This is a genomic window from Mycobacterium sp. smrl_JER01 (genome assembly GCF_048513595.2).
Taxonomy (GTDB): Bacteria; Actinomycetota; Actinomycetes; order Mycobacteriales; family Mycobacteriaceae; genus Mycobacterium.
This window is the reverse complement of sequence record NZ_JBLXXK020000001.1, coordinates 2,080,000-2,099,351: the sequence shown is the minus strand read 5'-3', so window position 1 is coordinate 2,099,351 and position 19,352 is coordinate 2,080,000. Positions and strand designations below refer to the sequence as shown.

The 19,352-nt window shown below is 68.8% G+C and carries 18 protein-coding genes; 5 read left to right on the top strand and 13 right to left on the bottom strand.

Features of this window, described 5'->3' with window-relative positions:
- The first annotated feature begins 71 nt into the window (after nt 1-71).
- On the top strand, nt 72-731 hold the full coding sequence (locus ACNUDN_RS09865) for a TetR/AcrR family transcriptional regulator (protein WP_419121770.1): 660 nt from the start codon (nt 72-74) through the stop codon (nt 729-731).
- Here ACNUDN_RS09865 and ACNUDN_RS09860 read toward each other — a convergent pair.
- From ACNUDN_RS09860 to gatC, 5 genes are all read right to left on the bottom strand, one after another.
- Complete coding sequence (locus tag ACNUDN_RS09860; RefSeq protein ID WP_419121769.1) at nt 679-2,037, bottom strand: sensor histidine kinase; 1,359 nt, start codon at nt 2,035-2,037, stop codon at nt 679-681. The genes ACNUDN_RS09865 and ACNUDN_RS09860 overlap by 53 nt on opposite strands.
- Nucleotides 2,038-3,540, bottom strand: coding sequence for an Asp-tRNA(Asn)/Glu-tRNA(Gln) amidotransferase subunit GatB (gatB, locus tag ACNUDN_RS09855; protein ID WP_419121768.1), 1,503 nt, complete (start codon nt 3,538-3,540; stop codon nt 2,038-2,040).
- Between the two features lie 93 nt (nt 3,541-3,633).
- Nucleotides 3,634-4,665, bottom strand: a complete 1,032-nt coding sequence (locus tag ACNUDN_RS09850; protein ID WP_419121767.1) for an ATP-dependent 6-phosphofructokinase — start codon at nt 4,663-4,665, stop codon at nt 3,634-3,636.
- 17 nt (nt 4,666-4,682) lie between these two features.
- Nucleotides 4,683-6,200 carry an Asp-tRNA(Asn)/Glu-tRNA(Gln) amidotransferase subunit GatA gene (gene gatA, locus ACNUDN_RS09845; protein ID WP_419121766.1) on the bottom strand — a complete coding sequence of 506 codons (1,518 nt, stop codon included), beginning with the start codon at nt 6,198-6,200 and terminating at the stop codon, nt 4,683-4,685.
- Complete coding sequence (gene gatC, locus ACNUDN_RS09840) at nt 6,197-6,496, bottom strand: Asp-tRNA(Asn)/Glu-tRNA(Gln) amidotransferase subunit GatC (protein ID WP_419121765.1); 300 nt, start codon at nt 6,494-6,496, stop codon at nt 6,197-6,199. Before gatC ends, gatA begins: the two co-directional genes overlap by 4 nt.
- A gap of 81 nt (nt 6,497-6,577) precedes the next feature.
- On the opposite strand from gatC, the gene ACNUDN_RS09835 reads away from it, so the two are divergent.
- Complete coding sequence (locus tag ACNUDN_RS09835; RefSeq protein WP_419121764.1) at nt 6,578-7,237, top strand: ACT domain-containing protein; 660 nt, start codon at nt 6,578-6,580, stop codon at nt 7,235-7,237.
- 36 nt (nt 7,238-7,273) lie between these two features.
- Here ACNUDN_RS09835 and ligA read toward each other — a convergent pair whose 3' ends face one another.
- On the bottom strand, nt 7,274-9,367 hold the full coding sequence (gene ligA / locus ACNUDN_RS09830; protein WP_419125093.1) for an NAD-dependent DNA ligase LigA: 2,094 nt from the start codon (nt 9,365-9,367) through the stop codon (nt 7,274-7,276).
- An 87-nt stretch (nt 9,368-9,454) separates the two neighbouring features.
- On the opposite strand from ligA, the gene ACNUDN_RS09825 reads away from it, so the two are divergent.
- Together ACNUDN_RS09825 and ACNUDN_RS09820 are read left to right on the top strand one after the other, a co-directional pair.
- Nucleotides 9,455-9,904 (top strand): MmcQ/YjbR family DNA-binding protein, encoded by a 450-nt coding sequence (locus ACNUDN_RS09825; RefSeq protein ID WP_419121763.1) that lies wholly within the window; start codon nt 9,455-9,457, stop codon nt 9,902-9,904.
- 38 nt (nt 9,905-9,942) lie between these two features.
- Nucleotides 9,943-11,589 carry a 4-coumarate--CoA ligase family protein gene (locus ACNUDN_RS09820; RefSeq protein WP_419121762.1) on the top strand — a complete coding sequence of 549 codons (1,647 nt, stop codon included), beginning with the start codon at nt 9,943-9,945 and terminating at the stop codon, nt 11,587-11,589.
- 15 nt (nt 11,590-11,604) lie between these two features.
- Here ACNUDN_RS09820 and ACNUDN_RS09815 read toward each other — a convergent pair whose 3' ends face one another.
- Nucleotides 11,605-12,615: a uroporphyrinogen decarboxylase/cobalamine-independent methonine synthase family protein gene (locus ACNUDN_RS09815; RefSeq protein WP_419121761.1), complete on the bottom strand. Its 1,011-nt coding sequence runs from the start codon at nt 12,613-12,615 to the stop codon at nt 11,605-11,607.
- A 35-nt stretch (nt 12,616-12,650) separates the two neighbouring features.
- On the opposite strand from ACNUDN_RS09815, the gene ACNUDN_RS09810 reads away from it, so the two are divergent.
- Nucleotides 12,651-13,289, top strand: a complete 639-nt coding sequence (locus tag ACNUDN_RS09810; protein ID WP_419121760.1) for a sensor domain-containing protein — start codon at nt 12,651-12,653, stop codon at nt 13,287-13,289.
- A gap of 19 nt (nt 13,290-13,308) precedes the next feature.
- On the opposite strand, the gene mnmA is transcribed toward ACNUDN_RS09810, so the two are convergent.
- The 6 genes from mnmA to ACNUDN_RS09780 all read right to left on the bottom strand — a co-directional run bounded on the left by mnmA (nt 13,309) and on the right by ACNUDN_RS09780 (nt 19,296).
- Entirely contained in the window at nt 13,309-14,382 is a 1,074-nt protein-coding gene (mnmA, locus tag ACNUDN_RS09805; protein WP_419121759.1) for a tRNA 2-thiouridine(34) synthase MnmA, read from the bottom strand.
- Between the two features lie 2 nt (nt 14,383-14,384).
- Entirely contained in the window at nt 14,385-15,590 is a 1,206-nt protein-coding gene (locus tag ACNUDN_RS09800; protein WP_419121758.1) for a cysteine desulfurase family protein, read from the bottom strand.
- A gap of 46 nt (nt 15,591-15,636) precedes the next feature.
- Complete coding sequence (locus tag ACNUDN_RS09795) at nt 15,637-16,497, bottom strand: lysophospholipid acyltransferase family protein (protein ID WP_419121757.1); 861 nt, start codon at nt 16,495-16,497, stop codon at nt 15,637-15,639.
- Nucleotides 16,494-17,354, bottom strand: coding sequence for a GNAT family N-acetyltransferase (locus tag ACNUDN_RS09790; RefSeq protein WP_419121756.1), 861 nt, complete (start codon nt 17,352-17,354; stop codon nt 16,494-16,496). The genes ACNUDN_RS09795 and ACNUDN_RS09790 overlap by 4 nt, the downstream gene beginning before the upstream one ends.
- Before the next feature lie 151 nt (nt 17,355-17,505).
- On the bottom strand, nt 17,506-18,462 hold the full coding sequence (locus tag ACNUDN_RS09785; RefSeq protein WP_419121755.1) for an electron transfer flavoprotein subunit alpha/FixB family protein: 957 nt from the start codon (nt 18,460-18,462) through the stop codon (nt 17,506-17,508).
- Between the two features lie 42 nt (nt 18,463-18,504).
- Entirely contained in the window at nt 18,505-19,296 is a 792-nt protein-coding gene (locus ACNUDN_RS09780) for an electron transfer flavoprotein subunit beta/FixA family protein (protein ID WP_419121754.1), read from the bottom strand.
- Between the last annotated feature and the right edge of the window lie 56 nt (nt 19,297-19,352).

Genomic DNA, 19,352 nt, shown 5'->3' with positions numbered 1-19,352 from the left:
CGCACGTTATACCATGTCAAGGATTAAGCTGTCGTTCGATACACAAGGGATGGAGACATAAGGGGTACGCGATGGCTACTCGGGGCCGGCCGCGGGCATTCGACCGCACGGTGGCACTGCACCGGGCGATGAACGCGTTCTGGGAGCACGGCTACGAGGGCACCTCCATCAGCGACCTCACCACGGCGATGGGCATCAGCTCGCCGAGTCTGTACTCCGCGTTCGGCTCCAAGGAGCAGCTCCTGCGGGAAGCCGTCGCCTACTACGACCGCACCGAGGGCGCCGCGGTCGCCGAGGCGCTCCGCGACCGGGCCACGGCACGGGAATCCATCGCGGCCGTGTTGCGGCACAACGCCGTTGCCTACTGCGCCCCCGACACCCCGGCCGGCTGCATGATCGTGCTCACCGCCAACACCTGCAACGACGACAACCGCGCCGTACACCGGCATCTCGCCGAATGGCGCTCCACGCTCGAATCCGAGTTCGCCGAGCGGATCCGGCGCGGTATCGCCGACGGTGACGTGCCCGCCGACACCGACGTCGAGACGGTCGCCGCGTTCTTCAACACCGTCAATCACGGGATGGCGGTGCAGGCCCGAGACGATCCCGACCCGGTCAAACTCACCCGCATCGCCGAATCGGCGATATCGGCATGGGATCGCCTGGTGACCGCCCCCGCTACGACGGCCCCGGCAGACGGAGCATCAATCGGGTCCCGCCCTGCGGGCTGACCTCCAAAGTTGCTGTCCCACCATGAATCTCGGCCTGTTGGGCCACCAGCGCCAGCCCCAGGCCTGAGCCCGACCGGGAAGCGGTGGTGCCGCGATGGAAGCGTTCGAACACCTCGGCGCGCTCGCCCTCGGGCACTCCGGATCCGTTGTCGTCGACGGCGATCTCCACCCCGGATTGCGAGCTGACCACGCTGAGCCGAATCTGGGTCGCGCCACCGTGTTTGACGGCGTTGGCGATGGCATTGTCGATGACCAGGCGCAGACCCGCGGGCATACCCAACATCAGCACGGTCGTCGACGACGCCAATGACACCTCCAGGCCGGGATAATTGCGCATCGCATCGTGGGCGGCGCGGTCGAGGAGTTCGGCGACATCGACGGGCACGAAGTCGTCCACCGTCGTGAGCTGCCCCTGGGCCAGCCGCTCCAGGGCGGTCAGGGTCGCCTCGATCCGGGACTGGGTGCGAATGACGTCGCCGATGACCTCCGCGCGCTGCTCGGCGCCCAGATCCAGGGTCGAGAGCACCTCCAGGTTGGTCCGCATCGCGGTCAGCGGGGTGCGCAGTTCGTGGGACGCCACCGATGCGAAGTCCCGCGCGGTCTCCAGCGCCGCCCGGGTGCGCTGCTGTTCGTCACCGATCCGCGCGAGCATCCCCTCGACCGCCTCGGAGATCTCGACGGCCTCCCACACCCCGCGCACCTGAACCTCGTCGGGATTGGACTGCGCGTTGATGGCGCGGGCCTGCTGGGCGAGCATCCGGAACGGATTGACCATGATGAGCGAAATCAGCCAACCGATCAGCAGGGTGATCACGATGACGCTGGCGCAGATCCAGAACACCCGCCAGTGCAGCGAGTCGATACGGGCCAGGGTATCGGCCAGCGGGGCCCCCAACGCCACCGACGCCGTGCTGGTGGTGATGGTGCGCACCCGGTACTCGACACCGTCGATGGTCGCGTCGGCGTAGCCGCTGGGAAGCTCGGGCAACACGATGTCGTCCGGGATAGACACCGTCGTGCCGCCCAACCGCGCAGTCCGAACTAGTCCACCCTCAGCCGGTTCCGGACCGACGCCGTCCTGCGCGCTGCGCAGCAGGGTGTTGACATCACCGAGGCTCGACAACGAATCCAGCCGGCGGTCGAGTTGGTCATACTGGTCGTTGGTGACGCCCACCCACACCCAGACACCCAGCGTGAGTACCAGGATGATCACACCCAACTGGGCGAGGATGACGATCGACCGCAACGACAGCAACCGCAGCGGATGCTGCAGGACGCGAAAGACCAGGTCCTGGACGCGGGTCATCTAGCCGCAGGCGGCCATGACGAGTTCGCGCACCCGCGCCGCATCGGCCTGCCCCTTCGTCGCCTTCATGACCGCACCCACGATCGCCCCGGCCGCCGCCACCTTGCCGCCACGGATCTTCTCCACGATGTCGGGGTTGGCCGCCAGGGCTTCGTCGACGGCGGCCTGGATCAGCGACTCGTCGCGCACCATGGTCAGCCCTCGATCGGTCATCACCTGTTCGGGCTCACCCTCACCGGCCAGCACACCCTCGACGACCTGGCGTGCCAATTTGTTGGACAGCTTGCCGTCGTCGACGAGCTTGACCACCGCGGCAACCTGGGCCGGGGTGATGGGCAGCGCGTCGAGCTCGACACCTGCCTCGTTGGCCTTCTGCACCAGAAAGTTGGCCCACCAGGCACGGGCCTGCTCGCTGGATGCGCCATGCTCGACGGTTGCGGCGATCAGGTCGAGGGCTCCGATGTTGACGAGGTCGCGCATGACCTCGTCGGAGATACCCCAATCCTGCTGAATCCGCTTGCGCGCCAACCACGGCAGCTCAGGAATCGTCTGCCGGAGCCGTTCGACGAGCTCGGCGCTGGGCGCCACCGGCTCGAGGTCGGGCTCGGGGAAATACCGGTAGTCCTGCGCGGTCTCCTTACTACGGCCCGGTGAGGTGTAACCGTCCTCGTGAAAGTGCCGGGTCTCCTGCACAATGGTCCCGCCGGAGCGCAGTACGGCGGCCTGCCTGCGCATCTCATAGCGGACCGCCACCTCCACACTTTTGAGGGAATTGACGTTCTTGGTCTCGGTGCGGGTGCCGAACTCGGTCTGGCCGACCGGTTTGAGTGAGACGTTGGAATCGCAGCGCATCGAACCCTGGTCCATCCGGACGTCGGATACGCCCAAGCCGCGCAACAGGTCTCGCAGCGCAGTGACGTAGGCGCGGGCGATCTCCGGGGCGCGTGCGCCGGCGCCTTCGACGGGTTTGGTCACAATCTCGATCAGCGGAACACCCGAGCGGTTGTAGTCGATCAGCGATGTGGTCGCACCTTCGATGCGGCCGGTGTCGCTGCCCAGGTGGGTGAGCTTGCCGGTGTCCTCCTCCATATGAGCACGCTCGATGTCGACCCGCCACGTGGTGCCGTCGTCGAGCGGGACTTCCAGGTAGCCGTCGATCGCGATGGGCTCGTCGTACTGCGAGATCTGATAGTTCTTCGGCATGTCCGGGTAGAAGTAGTTCTTCCGGGCGAACCGGCACCACGGCACGATCTCGCAGTTCAGGGCCAGGCCGATGCGGATAGCGGACTCGACGGCGGTCTGATTGAGCACCGGCAGCGAGCCCGGCAGCCCCAGGCACACCGGGCACACCTGCGTGTTGGGTTCGGCGCCGAACCGGTTCGCGCAGCCGCAGAACATCTTGGTCGCCGTCGACAGCTCGACGTGGACCTCCAGGCCCAGGACAGGATCGTAGTCGGCGATGACCTCGTCGTAATCGAGCAGCTCACCGGTGGTGACAGACATGACCACGATCCTAATGGGTGGCTTTTGCGCCGGGCGCAGGCACGAAGTCACGCGGTCAGGGCGCAATCGCGATGCGCCGTCGCGCTGTGTGGCTCAGCCGAAGAACTCCGCGGCGTCGTCGTAGCGGCTCTGCGGGACCAGTTTGAGTTGCCGGACCGCATCGGCGAGCGGCACCCGGCCGATCTCCTGACCGCGCAGCGACACCATCATCCCGAACTCACCGGCGTGGGCGGCGTCGGCGGCGTTGACCCCGAACCGGGTGGCCAGCACCCGGTCGTAGGGCGTCGGCGTGCCGCCGCGCTGCACGTGCCCGAGCACGGTGACCCGGACCTCCTTGTTGATCCGCTTCTCCACCTCGACGGCCAGCTGTTGGGCAACTCCGGTGAAGCGCTCGTGCCCGAACTCGTCGGTGCCGCCCTGCTTCAGCGACATCGAGCCTTCGGCGGGTTTGGCGCCCTCGGCCACCACGCAGATGAAGTGCGAGTCACCGCGCACGAAGCGCTGTTTGACCAGCCGGCACACCTCCTCGACGTCGAAGGGCTGCTCGGGGATCAGCGTCATGTGCGCGCCCGAGGCCAGGCCGGCGTTCAGCGCGATCCAGCCGGCGTGGCGGCCCATCACCTCGACGAGCATCACCCGCTGATGGGACTCGGCGGTGCTGTGCAGCCGGTCGATGGCGTCGGTGGCGACGTGCAACGCGGTGTCGTGACCGAAAGTCACATCGGTGCAATCGATGTCGTTGTCGATCGTCTTGGGCACCCCGACGACGGGGACGTTCTCCTCGGAGAGCCAGTGCGCGGCGGTCAGCGTGCCCTCTCCCCCGATCGGGATCAGCACGTCGATGCCGTTGTCCTCAAGGGTCTGCTTGATCTGGTCCAGACCGGCGCGCAGCTTGTCCGGATTGACCCGCGCGGTGCCGAGCATGGTGCCGCCCTTGGCGAGCAGCCGGTCGTTGCGGTCGTCGTTCTTGAGCTGGACGCGACGATCTTCCAGCAACCCCCGCCAACCGTCCTGAAACCCGACCACCGAGGAGCCGTACCGCGCGTCGCAGGTGCGGACCACCGCTCTGATCACCGCATTCAGTCCGGGACAGTCGCCGCCACCGGTCAGCACTCCGATTCGCATGTGACCATCCTCCCCTGTTACAGCGCGGTTGGCAGCGGACCCCGTGCGGCTTCGTAGGCGGCACCCACCCGGTAGAGCCGGTCGTCGGCCAGTGCGGGCGCCATGATCTGCAACCCGACGGGCAAATTGTCGTCGTCCGACAGGCCCGACGGCACCGACATCCCGCAGTGTCCGGCCAGGTTCAGCGGAAGCGTGCACAGATCGAACAGGTACATCGACAGCGGATCGTCGACCTTCTCGCCCAACCGGAACGCTGTGGTCGGAGTCGCGGGCGAGACCAGCACGTCGACCTTTTGATAGGCCTCGTCGAGGTCACGCGCGATCAACGTACGCACCTTCTGCGCCTGGTTGTAGTAGGCGTCGTAGTAGCCGGCCGACAGCGCATAGGCGCCGATCATGATGCGCCGTTTGACCTCGGGGCCGAATCCGGCGGCCCGGGTCAAAGCCATCACCTCCTCGGCGCTGTGGGTGCCGTCGTCGCCGACCCGCACGCCGTAGCGCATACCGTCGAACTTCGCCAGGTTCGACGACACCTCCGAGGGCAGGATCAGGTAGTACGCCGGCAGCGAGTAGTCGAAATGCGGGCAGTCCACCTCGCTGACCTCGGCGCCGAGCGCGCTGAGTTGTTCGACGGCCGCGGTGAAGGACGCGAGCACACCCGGCTGGTAGCCCTCGCCAGTGCGCAGCTGTTTGACCACACCGATCCGCACGCCCGTGAGGTCGCCCCGGGCGCCGGCGCGGGCGGCGGCCACCACATCGGGCACCTCGGCGTCCACCGACGTGGAATCACGCGGGTCGTGCCCGGCGATGACCTGGTGCAACAGCGCGGTGTCGAGCACCGTGCGGGCGCACGGCCCGCCCTGATCCAGCGATGACGCACAGGCGATCAGCCCGTACCGCGACACCGTGCCGTAGGTGGGTTTGACCCCGACGGTCGCGGTGAGCGCCGCCGGCTGGCGGATCGAGCCACCGGTGTCCGAACCGATGGCCAGCGGAGCCTGGAAGGCGGCCAGCGCCGCCGCGCTGCCGCCGCCCGAGCCGCCGGGCACCCGCTCGACGTCCCAGGGATTGCGGGTGGGCCCGTACGCGGAGTTCTCCGTGGAGCTGCCCATGGCGAACTCGTCCATATTGGTCTTGCCCAGGATCGGGATGCCGGCGGCGCGCAGTCGGGCGGTGACCGTCGCGTCATACGGCGACGTCCAGCCCTCAAGGATCTTCGAGCCGCAGGTGGTCGGCATGTCGACGGTGGTGAAGACGTCCTTGAGCGCCAGCGGCACACCGGCCAGCGGCGACGCGGGAGCGTCTCCGGCCGCCACCGCCTTGTCGACCGCGGCGGCGGCAGCCAGCGCCCGGTCCGCGGCGACGTGCAGGAACGCGTGGTACTGGCCGTCGGTGGCCGAGATCTGGTCCAGGCAGGCCCGGGTCACTTCGGTCGACGACACCTCCTTGGCGGCGATCTTGGCGCTGAGGGCGGCGGCGTCGAGCCGAACCAGCTCGCTGCTGGTCGCCGATCCGGTGCGCGGCGCGTCGGTCATTCGGCCTCTCCTAAGATCCGCGGCACCGCGAAGCGGCCCTCGGTGGCACTCGGCGCAGCGGCCAGCGCCTGCTCCTGGGTCAGGCTGGGCTGCGGCTCGTCGGCCCGGAATACGTTGACGTCCTTCAAGGGATTGTCGGTGGCCTCGACGCCGGCGACATCGACGGCCTGGATCTGGCTGACGTGGCCGAGGATGGCGTCCAGCTGCCCGGCGAAGCCGTCGAGCTCACTGTCGGTCAGGGCGAGGCGCGCGAGGCGGGCGAGGTGCGCAACCTCGTCCCGGGAGATCTGTGACACGACCACGAAGCCTAGTTCACCCGTGCCGGGGCGCCCGTGCCCGAGTCGCCCGCCTGCGCCTGTCCGTGAAACAGTGTGGCCGTGCGTTCGTATCTGCTGCGGGTCCAGCTGGAGGACAGGCCGGGCAGCCTCGGCTCTCTGGCCGTGGCGCTCGGCTCGGTCGGCGCCGACATCCTGTCGCTCGATGTGGTGGAACGTGCCACCGGCTACGCGATCGACGATCTGGTTGTCGAGCTGCCACCGGGGGCGATGCCCGACATGCTCATCACCGCCGCCGAGAACCTCAGCGGTGTCTACGTCGACAGCATCCGGCCGCACACCGGTCTGCTGGAAGCTCACCGGGAGCTGGAGCTCATCGACCACGTCGCCGCGGCCGACGGAAAGCTCAAGAGACTGCAGGTGTTGGTCGACGAGGCGCCCCGGGTGTTGCGAGTCGGCTGGTGCACGGTGGTGCGGCTCACCGAGACCGGGTCCGAACGGGTGGTGGGAAGTTCCGGAGCCCCCGAAACCCAGGCCGCGCAGACACCCTGGCTGCCACTGCAGCGCGCCGAGGCACTCGACGCCGGCGCCGAGTGGGTGCCGCAGGTGTGGCGTGACATGGACACCACGCTGGCGGCCGCACCGCTGACCGATCCGCACACCGCGATCGTGCTGGGCCGCCCCGGTGGTCCCGCGTTCCGCCCCAGTGAGGTCGCCCGGCTCGGCTACCTGGCCGGGATCGTGACGACGATCATCGGCTGATCATCGGCTGACCATCGGCTGGACGGGCACGCTACGTCACGCCGTCTTCACCCCGTCGGGGCCGTTCGCCAGCAGGCTGCGGAATCCGTCCTCGTCGAGCACAGGCACGCCGAGCTCGACGGCCTTGTCGTATTTGGAGCCGGGAGCATCGCCGGCCACCAGGAAGGCGGTCTTCTTGGAGACCGATCCGGCCGCCTTCCCGCCGCGGGCGATGATGGCCTCCTTGGCCTCGTCGCGACTGAAACCGGTCAGTGAACCGGTGACCACGATCGACAACCCCTCCAGGGTGCGTTCGATGCTGGCGTCGCGTTCGTCGGCCATCCGAACCCCGGCCGTGCGCCATTTGTCGACGATCGCACGGTGCCAGTCGACGGTGAACCATTCGGTAACCGCCGCCGCGATGGTGGGACCCACACCCTCGGTGGCGGCCAGCTGCTCTTCGGATGCTGCGACGATCGCGTCGAGGCTGCCGAACTCGGCGGCCAGCGCGCGGGCCGCGGTCGGGCCGACGTGGCGGATCGACAACGCGACCAGCACGCGCCACAGCGGCTGCGAACGCGCCTTGCCCAGATTGGTCAGCAGCCGCTTACCGTTGGCCGAGAGTTCGCCGGCCTTGGTGGTGAACAGATCGGTGCGCAGCAGATCCTCTGGTGTGAGGTCGAAGAGGTCACCTTCGTCGCTGATCGCGCCCGCCTGCAACAGCGCCGCGGCGGCCTCGTACCCGAGCCCCTCGATATCGAAGGCGCCGCGCCCGGCAACGTGAAACACCCGCTCCCGCAGCTGGGCCGGGCAACTGCGCGAATTGGGGCAGCGGATGTCGGCGTCACCCTCCTTGGCAGGGGCGAGCCGGGTGCCGCACTCCGGACAGTGGGTGGGCATGACGAACTCACGTTCACTGCCGTCACGCAGGTCGACGACCGGCCCGAGCACCTCGGGAATCACGTCACCGGCCTTACGGATCACCACGGTGTCGCCGATGAGCACACCCTTGCGTTTCACCTCGGACGCGTTGTGCAGGGTCGCCAAACCGACCGTGGAGCCCGCGATCTTGACCGGTTCCATATAGGCGAACGGCGTCACGCGGCCGGTGCGCCCGACATTGACCCTGATGTCGAGCAGTCTGGTCTGGGCCTCCTCGGGCGGGTACTTGTAGGCGACCGCCCAACGCGGTGCCCGCGAGGTTGCCCCGAGCCGACGTTGCAGCCCCACGGCGTCAACCTTGACCACCACGCCGTCGATCTCGTGGTCGACGTCGTGGCGGTGCTCGCCCCAGTAGGCGATGCGCTCGGTGACGGCCTCGAGTCCGGTGACCCGGGAGGTGTGCGCCGAGACCGGCAGCCCCCACGCGTCAAGCGCGCGGTAGGCGTCGTGCAACGTGGTGAACGGGAACCCCGCGGCGCTTTCCACGTGGCCCAGGCCGTGACAGATCATCCGTAACCGCCGGCGGGCCGTGACCGCGGGGTTCTTCTGCCGCAGCGAACCCGCGGCACTGTTACGCGGATTGGCGAACGGCGGCTTGCCCTCGGCGACCAGGCCGGCGTTGAGGTCCTCGAAGTCGGCGATCCTGAAGAACGCCTCACCGCGCACCTCAAGCACTCTTGGCAACGGGAATTCCGCTGTGCCGGTCAGTTTCTCGGGGATATCCTCGATGGTTCGGGCGTTGAGCGTGACATCTTCGCCGGTGCGCCCGTCACCGCGGGTGGCCGCCCGTTCCAGACGGCCGTCCCGGTACACCAGCGCCAGCGCCACTCCGTCGATCTTGAGCTCGCACAAATACTGGGCATCCGCACCGATCTCGGTCTTGATCCTGGCCGCCCATCCGGCGAGTTCCTCGGGGGTGAAGACATTGTCGAGGCTGAGCATGCGCTCCAGATGCTCAGCCGGGGTGAAATCGGTGGCGAATCCGGCCCCGCCCACGAGCTGGGTGGGCGAATCCGGGGTCCGTAGCTCGGGATGCGCTGCTTCCAGCGCCTCCAACCGGCGCAGCATCGCGTCGAAATCGGCGTCGGTGATGATCGGCGCATCGCGCACGTAATAACGGAACTGGTGATCCCGCACCTCGTCGGCGAGTTCCTGCCACCGGCGGCGCAGATCGGCATCAGGCGCATCGTCGGCCTGTTCGGCCAGCACTGCCTCGGGATCAGGACTCACCCTGGCAGGCTATCGAAGGGCGCTGACAGCGGTCCGCCGGCCGGCCCGCGCGCGTAGGCTGCGGACATGCCGCACCCGATCATGTTCGGTGACGACGATCCGGGGCTGGCCGAGGTGCGCGCCATCGCCCTCGGGTTCCCCGACGCATTCGAGAAGGTCTCCTGGGGACGGCCGGTGTTCTGTGCGCCCAAGATGTTCGCCATCTACGGGGGCAGTGTCAAAGGCAGCGCCGGTAACGGTGTCAAAGGCAGTGTGAAAGGCAGTGTCAAAGGCAGCGCCGGCAGCCAGTACACCCAGTACCCGCAGTCGGTACTGGTCAAGGTCGACGACAGCGACCGCAACGCGCTGCAACAGGACCGCAGATTCTTCTTCCCCGCCTATCTGGGACCGTTCGGGTGGCTGGGACTGGACCTGACCGCCGCGGCGGTGGACTGGACCGAGGTCACCGAGCTGATCGACGCCTCGTTTCGGATGGTGGCGTCGAAAAAACTGATCGCCCGCCTCGACCAACGCTGACCCGTGGACGCGCCCGTCATGGTTCGATCGGAGACACCATGACCTTTTCGAGCCCCTTCCCCGAAGTCGACATCCCCACCGCCAGCGTCTACGACTACCTCTTCGCGTCGTTGTCATCGTCGTCCGGCCATGACGAGGACCCCCACCTCGACCGGGTCGCGCTGATCGACGCGAAATCCGGCCGGCAGACCACCTACCGCGAGATGCTCGCCCGCATCGACTCGTTCGCCGGCGCCCTGGCCGCCCGCGGGATCGGCGTCGGTGACGTCGTCGGCCTGCTGGCACCCAACAGTTCGGCGTTCGCGGTGGCGTTCCACGGAATCCTGCGCGCCGGCGCCACCGCCACCACGATCAACGCCCTGTTCACCGCCAAGGACATCGCCAAGCAGCTCACCGACTCCCAAGCCCGGATGCTGATCACGGTCACCGCGCTCTTCCCCCAGGCCGCCGACGGCGCGACCGCGGCGGGCCTCTCCGATGACGATCTCGTGGTGCTCGACGGTGCGGGTCGACACGGATCAGGCGTCGGCGCCGGCCATCCCAATGCCGCTGACCTGCTGGCGGAAGGAGCGGGAACCCCTGCGCCACAGGTGAACTTCGCACCGTCGTCGCATCTGGCGGTGCTGCCCTACAGCTCGGGGACAACAGGCAACCCCAAGGGGGTGATGCTCACCCACCGCAATCTGGTCGCCAACGTCGCGCAGATCCGCCCGCTGCACGGGATGCAGCCCGACGACACCGTGCTGGCCGTGCTGCCGTTCTTCCACATCTACGGGATGACGGTGCTGCTCAACGCCGCGCTGCATGCCCGTGCCCGGCTGGTCATCATGCCCAGCTTCGACCTGGGCGAGTTCTTGGGCAACATCGCCGCGCACCGATGCACGATCGCGTTCATCGCACCGCCGGTGGCGGTGGCGCTGGCCAAGCACCCCCTGGTCGACGATCATGATCTGTCCTCACTGAACGTCGTGATGTCCGGGGCCGCGCCGCTGGACGCCGACCTCGGCCACGCCGTGGCGAAACGCCTGGGCTGCAAGGTCGTCCAGGGCTACGGGATGAGTGAGCTGAGCCCGGTCAGTCACATCACCCCGTTCGACGGGGGGCAGGCCGACGTCCACGATGACGCCCCGCTGAGCTCGGTCGGCTGGACGGTGTCCAACGCCGCGTCCAAACTCGTCGACCCCGAGACCGGTGAGGTGATCGAGGTTCCCGAGGAGGGACTGAGCAGGACGGGCGAGCTGTGGTTCAAGGGCCCGAACGTGATGGCCGGTTACCTCAACAACGAGGAGGCGACCCGACAGACCATCGATGAGGACGGCTGGTTGCACACCGGCGACCTCGCCCAGGTCGATGCCAGAGGCCTGGTGTACATCGTCGACCGGCTCAAGGAGCTGATCAAGTACAAGGGCTATCAGGTCCCGCCCGCCGAACTGGAAGCCATCTTGCTGACCCATCCCGACATCGCCGACGCCGCGGTGGTCGGTGTGCGCGATGAGGAGGGCGAAGAGGTGCCGAAGGCGTTCGTCGTGCGGCAGGCAGGTGCCCAGCTGACCGGCGACCAGGTCATCGACTACGTGGCGGGGCAGGTCGCCCCGTACAAGAAGGTCCGTCAGGTCGAGTTCATCGACGCCATCCCCAAGTCGGCGTCGGGAAAGATCCTGCGTAAGGATCTGCGCACCTCCTGATCGGGCTATCGGCCCTCAGACCGCCTCGGGGTCCTGGGCCAACCCGTCGGCGGCACGCTGGGCCAACTCGATCGCGGTGCGCGCCCAGCCCGGCGTCGCGGCGGCCAGACCACAAGCCGGTGTGATCCCGATGCGTTCGCGCAGCACGGTGCGGGCGAATCCGAGCCGATCGGTCACCTCGGCCACCGCGGCGGCGATCTGCTCCGCGGACGGACGCACCGCCGGGGCGGCGCTCGGCACGGCGCCCAGCAGCACCGTGCGATCCGAGTCGACGAACGCGCCGATGCCGTCCAGATCCGCCGGGGCGAGGGTGTTGATGTCGACCGAAACCGCACTCACCGCACTGCGCTGCAACAGTTTCCACGGCAGTTCGGCTGCGCAGCTGTGCACCGCAACCTCACCGCCCACCGTCTCGACGCATTCGTCGAGCAGTGCCGTGACCACCGATTCGTCCACCGGGTGCACGGGGTTCAGACTCGTCACACCGGTCAGCCGTCCAGCCAGTGCGGCGGCCAGCAACGGCTCGTCGAACTGCACCACCACCGCGGCCTCCAGCCGGCGAGCCAGCTGCGCCCGGTGCGCCGCGACACCTTCGGCCAACGATGTGGTCAGATCGCGCACCGCACCGGCGTCGGTGATGGCGCGGTGCCCGCCGGGCAACTCCAGCTGGGCCGCCAGGCTCACCGGGCCGGGCGCCTGCACCTTGACCACCCGCCCACCGCCGCGCAGGCCGGCCCGCTCCCAGGCCTCCTCGAGCGCATCGAGGTCCTCGTCGAGCAGACTGGTCGCACGCCGGGTCGCCGCGCTGCGACCCGCAGCGATGCGGTAGCCGCGGGGCACGGTGTCGAGTCCGATGTCGACGAGGAAGGCACCGGCGCGCCCGATCATGTCGGCTCCCACCCCGCGACCGGGCAGCTCCACGAGATGCGGCAGCCGGTGCAGCTCCCCGACGATCACCTCGGCGGCCTCGCGTGCCGAGTGGCCCGGCCAGGATCCGATGCCCGTCGCGGTTGCGAAAACGCTCACTCGCCTGACGATATTCGACGGATTAGGGTCAGGGTATGACGGGCCGCGCATCAGCGTCGTTGTGGTGCGCCGCGGCGATCCTGGTTGGCGGGTGCACGCACCATGTCGCGGGGACGGCGCTGCGACCGGTGCCGGCCATCGACGAGGATTCCCAGTCGCCGGTCGACGTCGACTCGGTGCTTCTCGACCGCGGACGACTGCAGGCCGTCACCGGCGCCGGCGAGCACCTCACCATGGTTCCGGGAACCGAGAGCAAGGTACCGGTCGACATCGATTTCATGATGGAAAGCGTTCCGGCGCAATGCGAATGGGTCTATGCCGAAAGCCAGGTCTTCGGCTCGGAGGTCGAGGAGTTCCACAAGCAGACCTACCAGAATCCGCCCGGCGGGGCGCTCATCTCCCAGGCCGCCGCCGGCTACCGCGACGCCCCGACGGCCAGGCGCGCATTCGACGCCGTCGCCGAACAGATCGCCGGATGCGACGCGACGCAGCACGGCCCGGCACTGGTCGGCGGGGTGACGAGAACGACGGACTCGGTGCACACCAGACCGGGCGGGTGCGGCCGCGATTACCAGGTGAAGTCGGCGGTGCTGGTCGAGATCACCTTCTGCGCCTTCCCGGCGTCGGTGTCCGACATCGTGATGACCAACATCCTGGCCAACGTACCCGGGTGAGCGGGCCGGGCGGTTGTCGTCAGTCGGCGGACGAGATGGTCGCGCTGCCCAGCACCTCGTCGCCGTCGGGGTCGCGCCGGTAAAGCACCAACGTCTGCCCCGGCGCCACGCCGCGCAGCGGGCTGCGCAAGCTGACCTGCAGGCCGTCGTCGCACAGTTCCGCGACCGCGTCGGCCACCCCGCCATGGGCGCGGACCTGCACCGCGCACTCGACCGGTCCGTCGGGAGCGACCCCGGAGGTGAACACCGGGGCGGCACCTCGCAGCCTGGTCACTTCGAGGTCGGACACGTCGCCGACCTGCACGGTGCCCGTCACCGCGTCGATCCCGGTCACGTAGCGCGGCCGACCGTCCGGGCCGGGGCCTGCGATACCCAGGCCCTTGCGCTGCCCGATGGTGAACCCGTGCACCCCGTCGTGTTCGGCGAGCACCGCGCCGCTGGAGTCGACCACACTGCCACGACGCACCCCGATACGCGCACCGAGGAACGCCCTGGTGTCTCCGGACGGGATGAAGCAGATGTCGTGGCTGTCGGGCTTCTCGGCAACCGCCAGGCCGCGGCGGGCCGCCTCGTCACGGATCGCCGACTTCGGGGTGTCCCCGATCGGAAACATCGCGTGCCGCAACTGTTCGGCGGTCAGCACCGCGAGCACATAGGACTGGTCCTTGTCATGGTCCACCGCGCGCCGCAGTCGCCCGTCGGACAGCCGCGCGTAATGCCCGGTGGCCAGCGCGTCGAAGCCGAGGGCGAGCGCGCGCGCCGCCAACGCCGAGAACTTGATGCGTTCATTGCACCGTACGCACGGGTTGGGGGTCTCGCCACGGGCGTAGGACTCCACGAAGTCGTCGATCACGTCTTCTTTGAAGCGGTCCGCGAAATCCCATACATAGAACGGAATCTCCAGCACATCGGCGACGCGGCGCGCGTCAGAGGCGTCCTCCTTCGAGCAGCACCCACGGGAACCGGTACGCAACGTGCCCGGCGCCGACGAAAGCGCCAGGTGTACGCCGACCACGTCGTGGCCGGCATCGACCATGCGGGCGGCGGCCACCGACGAATCCACTCCGCCGCTCATGGCGACCAATACCCGCATCGCTAGTGCCGTCCCGAGCTGGCCAGCGCCGCCTGCCGGGCCCGCTGAACCGCTGCCGGGAGTACGGCCAGCACCGCATCGACGTCGGCCTCGGTGCTGGTGTGTCCGAGTGAGAGCCGCAGCGAGCCGCGGGCGTCGGCGGGGTCGACACCCATCGCGGTCAGCACGTGGGAGGGCTGGGCCACCCCGGCCGTGCACGCCGATCCGGTCGAGCACTCGATACCTTTGGCGTCGAGCAGCATCAGCAACGAGTCGCCCTCACACCCGCGAAAGGTGAAGTGCGCGTTGCCCGGCAGCCGCCTGTCACCCGGCGCCCCGTTGACGTCGACGTCGTCGACGGCATCGAGCACACCGTCGATCAGACGGTCACGCAGCGCCCGCACCCGTTCGGCACCGGAATCCAACGCACCCACCGCCGCCTGCGCGGCAGTGGCCATCCCCACCACCCCGGCGACATCCTGAGTGCCCGAACGGACGTCACGTTCCTGCCCGCCGCCGTGCGACAACGGCACACATGAGGTCTCGCGCCGCAGCAACAGCGCCCCGACACCCATCGGGCCGCCGAATTTGTGTGCCGTCACGCTCATGGCCGACAGTCCGCTCGCCGCGAAGTCCACCGGAAGCTGACCCACCACCTGCACGGCGTCACTGTGCATCGGAATGTCGAATTCTGTTGCCACCGAGGCGAGCTCGGCGATCGGCATGACGGTGCCGATCTCGTTGTTCGCCCACATCACCGAGATCAGCGCCACGTCGGCCGCATCACCGATGGCCGCACGCAGGTCGGCCGGACTGACCGCGCCGGTGCCGTCGACCGGCAGCCAGCTCACCTCGGCGTCTTCGTGGTCGACGAGCCATTGCACCGCGTCGAGCACCGCGTGGTGTTCGACGGGCGTGGTGATGATGCGGCGGCGGTGTGGTGACGAACTGCGCCGCGCCCAGTAGATGCCCTTGATCGCCAGATTGTCGCTCTCGGTCCCGCCCGCGGTGAAGATCACCTCCGACGGGCGGGCCCCCAACGCCTGCGCCAACGCCTCACGGGACTCCTCCAGCCTGCGCCGCGCCAGGCGGCCGGAACCGTGCAGTGAGGCCGCGTTGCCGACCGTCGCCAACGCGGCCGTCATGGCCTCGATGGCGACGGGGCGCATCGGGGTGGTGGCGGCATGGTCGAGATACACCGGCTGGGGTGTGGGCACCGACGCAGACATAGCCGTTCCAGGATAGCCGTCGCGTCGCCGGTCTTCGCGATCGCGCTCAGGCGACCAGCGCGTGACCCTCGCCGCAGCCCGCACTCGCCACCGACGCCGGCGTCCAGGCCGCACCGCGCACGGCGGTCTCGCACCGGGCCGCCAGCTCGCGCCGGTCCCCGCTGGGCACCTGAAGGGACTCGACCTGGATGTGGCAGACGGTGCGCCGCGCGGTGATGACCCGCTTGATCGAGGTCAGCAGGGAGTCGTCGCCGACGAACGCCGGGACGGTGGAGGGCCGCCCGTCCTTGTGCCGGTAGCTCAGCCGCAACGGCTGGACCGGCCGCCCGGCATCGATCGCCGCCTGGAACATCGCCGGCCGGAACCGGCCGTATCCGAGCCCACACCATGTCGTGCCCTCGGGGAAGGCCACGACGGTGTGCCCGGCGCGCAGGCGCTCGGTGACTTCGGCGACCGCCGCAGGCAGCCTGCGCAGGCTGGCCCGATCGATCGGGATGACCTTCATCAGGCGCACGACCATACCCAGCGCGGGCCAGTCCACCAGGTCCGCCCTGGCCACAAAGGAACCGGGCAGGACCGTGCCGATGGCGAACACGTCCAGCCAGGACACGTGCCCGCTGACCACCAGCACCCCGCGCAGGTTACGGATCGGCCCGCCGGAAACGGCCATCCGAACACCCAGGCTGCGCAGCATCAGCCGGCAGTATCCGCGCTGCAGACGCGCCCGCCCCGGCAGTGGCACCGCCAGCAGCCACACCCCGGCGAACAGCGTCGCCGCGGCGCACACCCGCAGCGTGGTCCGCAGCGCGACCACCCAGCGCCGCCCGGGACCGTCGCCGCCGGCGTGGACGCATCCCGCGCCGCAGGTGGCCCGCTGCAACCAGGCGTGTTCGGAGGCCAGCGTCATGACCGCGGTCCGTCCGTGACGGCGGCCGCAGCCCCAACCGACCGCAGTCGGCGCAGGTAGCGGATGTCGGCCCGGCGCTTGTCCAGCAAGGCCGGGAAGTCGCCGACACCGAAGTCCGCATCGTGGGCGGGCTCGCCGCAGACCTGAGCTCCCAAGCGCAGGTAGCCGCGCATCAGTGCGGGCATGGCCAGGCGGGCCGGCGGCTCGATGTCATCGAGCCCGCGGCCGTCGACCACGACCGGCCGGTACGGGTGGACCGTGAACTCCGCCGGTGCGGCGTGGCGGCGGGCGACGAAGTCGCGCACCCCGCGAAGGCGGCTGCCCGGCGGCGTCTGCCCCTCGGGGTCCTCGATCGGCACCGAGACGCAACCGGTCACGAAGTCGTAACCGCTGTGGTCGAGGTAGGCGAGGATGCCCGCCCACATCAGCAGCACCACCGCACCGTTGCGATGCCCGTCGCGGACCACCGCCCGCCCCATTTCGACCAGTGACGGCCGCAGCCCGTCGAGGGCGGAGACGTCGAATTCGGTCGCGGTGTACAGGCCGCCGGCGGCGATCGCGCCTGGCGGGGGCAGCATGCGGTAGCACCCGACGAGTTCGCCGGAGGTGTCCTCGCGGACCAGGAGATGGTCGCAGTACTCGTCGAACCGGTCGGCGTCGCGGCCTCCCGACCGACCGTCGTCGTCGAGCGTGAAGCCCGGTTCGGTGGTGAACACGTCGTATCGCAGCCGTTGCGCGGCCTCGATCGACTCGGCGTCACTGCACAGCAGCAGGGAGTAGCGGGGATGGTCGGACGCGGATTCGGTCGGGGCGATGCTGTCGAGTTGGCTGGAGATGAGTACAGAGGCAGTGCTCATAGCTGCACGGTCGCCGAGCCGGTGGGCTTGGCGGCAATCGGTGCGTGACGTGTTCGTGAGCGCTGGGTGACGGTTGGGTTGTCCCGCAGACCCGAAAGACCCCCATCCGCGTGCAGGATGGGGGCCTTTCGGAGCGTTCGAGCAGCGGCGGCTACCCCTTGCGGGCCTTGACCGCCTCGGTCAGCTGCGGAGTGACCTTGAACAGGTCCCCGACGATCCCGAGATCGGCGATCTCGAAGATCGGCGCCTCTTCGTCCTTGTTGACCGCGATGATCGTCTTCGACGTCTGCATACCGGCCCGGTGCTGGATGGCTCCGGAGATGCCCAGCGCGATGTAGAGCTGCGGGGACACCGTCTTGCCGGTCTGACCCACCTGGAACTGGCCCGGGTAGTAGCCGGAGTCGACCGCGGCGCGCGATGCGCCGACGGCACCACCGAGCGAGTCGGCGAGTTCCTCGACGATGTTGAAGTTGTCGGCACTGCCGACGCCACGTCCACCGGCGACGACGACGGTCGCCTCGGTGAGCTCCGGGCGGTCGCCGGCGACAGCGGGCTCACGCGCGGTGATCTTGGTGGCGTTCTCGGCCGGCGCTGGCACCTCGACGTTGACCACCTCGCCGGCACCGTCGGCCGGCGCAGCCTCGATCGCGCCGGGGCGCACGGTGATGACCGGGGTGTCCCCGACCGCTTCGGCCTCCACGGTGTAGGCGCCACCGAAGATGGAGTGGATGCCCTTGTTGCCTTCCTGGACGTCGACGACGTCGCTCAGGATGCCCGAGCCGATCCGGGCGGCCAGCCGGCCCGCGATCTCCTTGCCGTCCGCGCTGGAGGCCATCAAGACCGCGGCCGGTGCCGCGGACTCGGCAAGCGAAGCCAGCACGTCCACGTACGGCGTGATCAGGTAGTTCTCCGCGTCGTCGGATTCGGCGACGTAGATCTTCGCCGCACCGGCGGACTTCAGGCCGTCGATCAGGCCCTCGGCGGTGCCGGGCTTGCCGACCACGACGGCGGAGGGCTCACCGAGCGCGCGGGCCGCGGTGATCAGTTCGGCGGTGACCTTTTTCAGCGCACCTTCGGCGTGCTCGGCGAGCACAAGTACTTCAGCCATGGGTTTGGTATCTCGTTTCTCAAGTACGGAAGGAATGGTCGGTTAGATGATTTTCTGGGCAACCAGGTATTCGGCGATCTTGCTGCCGCCGTCGCCTTCGTCGGTGACCTTCTCGCCCGCGGTCTTGGGCGGTTTCGGGGTTGAGGACAGCACCTTCGACCCGGCGTTGGCCACACCGACCTCGTCGCTCTCGACTCCGATCTCGGCGAGGGTGAGCTTGGTGACTTCCTTCTTCTTGGCGGCCATGATGCCCTTGAAGGACGGGAAGCGGGGCTCGTTGATCTTCTCGTTGACGCTGACCACGGCAGGCAGCGACGCCTCGAGGGTGAACAGGCCGTCGTCGGTCTCGCGCTCGCCGGTGACCTTGCCGTTCTCGACGGTCAACTTGCGCACGTGGGTCAGCTGCGGCAGCCCCAGGTACTCGGCGATGATGGCGGGCACGGCGCCGCCGGTGCCGTCGGTGGCCTCGTTGCCCGCGATGACGAGCTCGGTGCCTTCGATGGTGCCCAGCGCACGGGCCAGCGCCCAGCCCGTCTGGACCATGTCCGAGCCGTGCATGCCCTCGTCGACCAGGTGCACCGCCTTGTCCGCGCCCATCGACAGGGCCTTGCGGATCGCCTCGGTGGCCCGCTCGGGACCGGCGGTGAGCACCGTGACGGTGCTGTCCCCACCTTCACGCTCCTTGATCAGCAGCGCTTCCTCGACGGCGCGCTCGTTGATCTCGTCGAGCACGGCGTCGGCGGCTTCCCGATCCAGGGTGTAATCGCCGTCGGACAGTTTGCGCTCAGACCATGTGTCTGGGACCTGTTTGATCAGGACCACGATATTCGTCATGACTCTGGTTCGTCCTCCTCGAAAGGGGCCGGTGGTCGACCCGCCATACCACGTGT

Coding starts and splice junctions, on each gene's coding strand:
- ACNUDN_RS09865 (WP_419121770.1), top strand. CDS start 72: ATGGCTACTCGGGGCCGGCCGCGGGCATTCGACCGCACGGTGGCACTG.
- mnmA (WP_419121759.1), bottom strand. CDS start 14,382: ATGCGGGTATTGGTCGCCATGAGCGGCGGAGTGGATTCGTCGGTGGCC.
- ACNUDN_RS09860 (WP_419121769.1), bottom strand. CDS start 2,037: ATGACCCGCGTCCAGGACCTGGTCTTTCGCGTCCTGCAGCATCCGCTG.
- ACNUDN_RS09785 (WP_419121755.1), bottom strand. CDS start 18,462: ATGGCTGAAGTACTTGTGCTCGCCGAGCACGCCGAAGGTGCGCTGAAA.
- ACNUDN_RS09780 (WP_419121754.1), bottom strand. CDS start 19,296: ATGACGAATATCGTGGTCCTGATCAAACAGGTCCCAGACACATGGTCT.
- ACNUDN_RS09820 (WP_419121762.1), top strand. CDS start 9,943: ATGACCTTTTCGAGCCCCTTCCCCGAAGTCGACATCCCCACCGCCAGC.
- ACNUDN_RS09790 (WP_419121756.1), bottom strand. CDS start 17,354: ATGAGCACTGCCTCTGTACTCATCTCCAGCCAACTCGACAGCATCGCC.
- ACNUDN_RS09810 (WP_419121760.1), top strand. CDS start 12,651: ATGACGGGCCGCGCATCAGCGTCGTTGTGGTGCGCCGCGGCGATCCTG.
- ACNUDN_RS09795 (WP_419121757.1), bottom strand. CDS start 16,497: ATGACGCTGGCCTCCGAACACGCCTGGTTGCAGCGGGCCACCTGCGGC.
- ACNUDN_RS09825 (WP_419121763.1), top strand. CDS start 9,455: ATGCCGCACCCGATCATGTTCGGTGACGACGATCCGGGGCTGGCCGAG.
- gatB (WP_419121768.1), bottom strand. CDS start 3,540: ATGTCTGTCACCACCGGTGAGCTGCTCGATTACGACGAGGTCATCGCC.
- ACNUDN_RS09800 (WP_419121758.1), bottom strand. CDS start 15,590: ATGTCTGCGTCGGTGCCCACACCCCAGCCGGTGTATCTCGACCATGCC.
- ACNUDN_RS09850 (WP_419121767.1), bottom strand. CDS start 4,665: ATGCGAATCGGAGTGCTGACCGGTGGCGGCGACTGTCCCGGACTGAAT.
- gatA (WP_419121766.1), bottom strand. CDS start 6,200: ATGACCGACGCGCCGCGCACCGGATCGGCGACCAGCAGCGAGCTGGTT.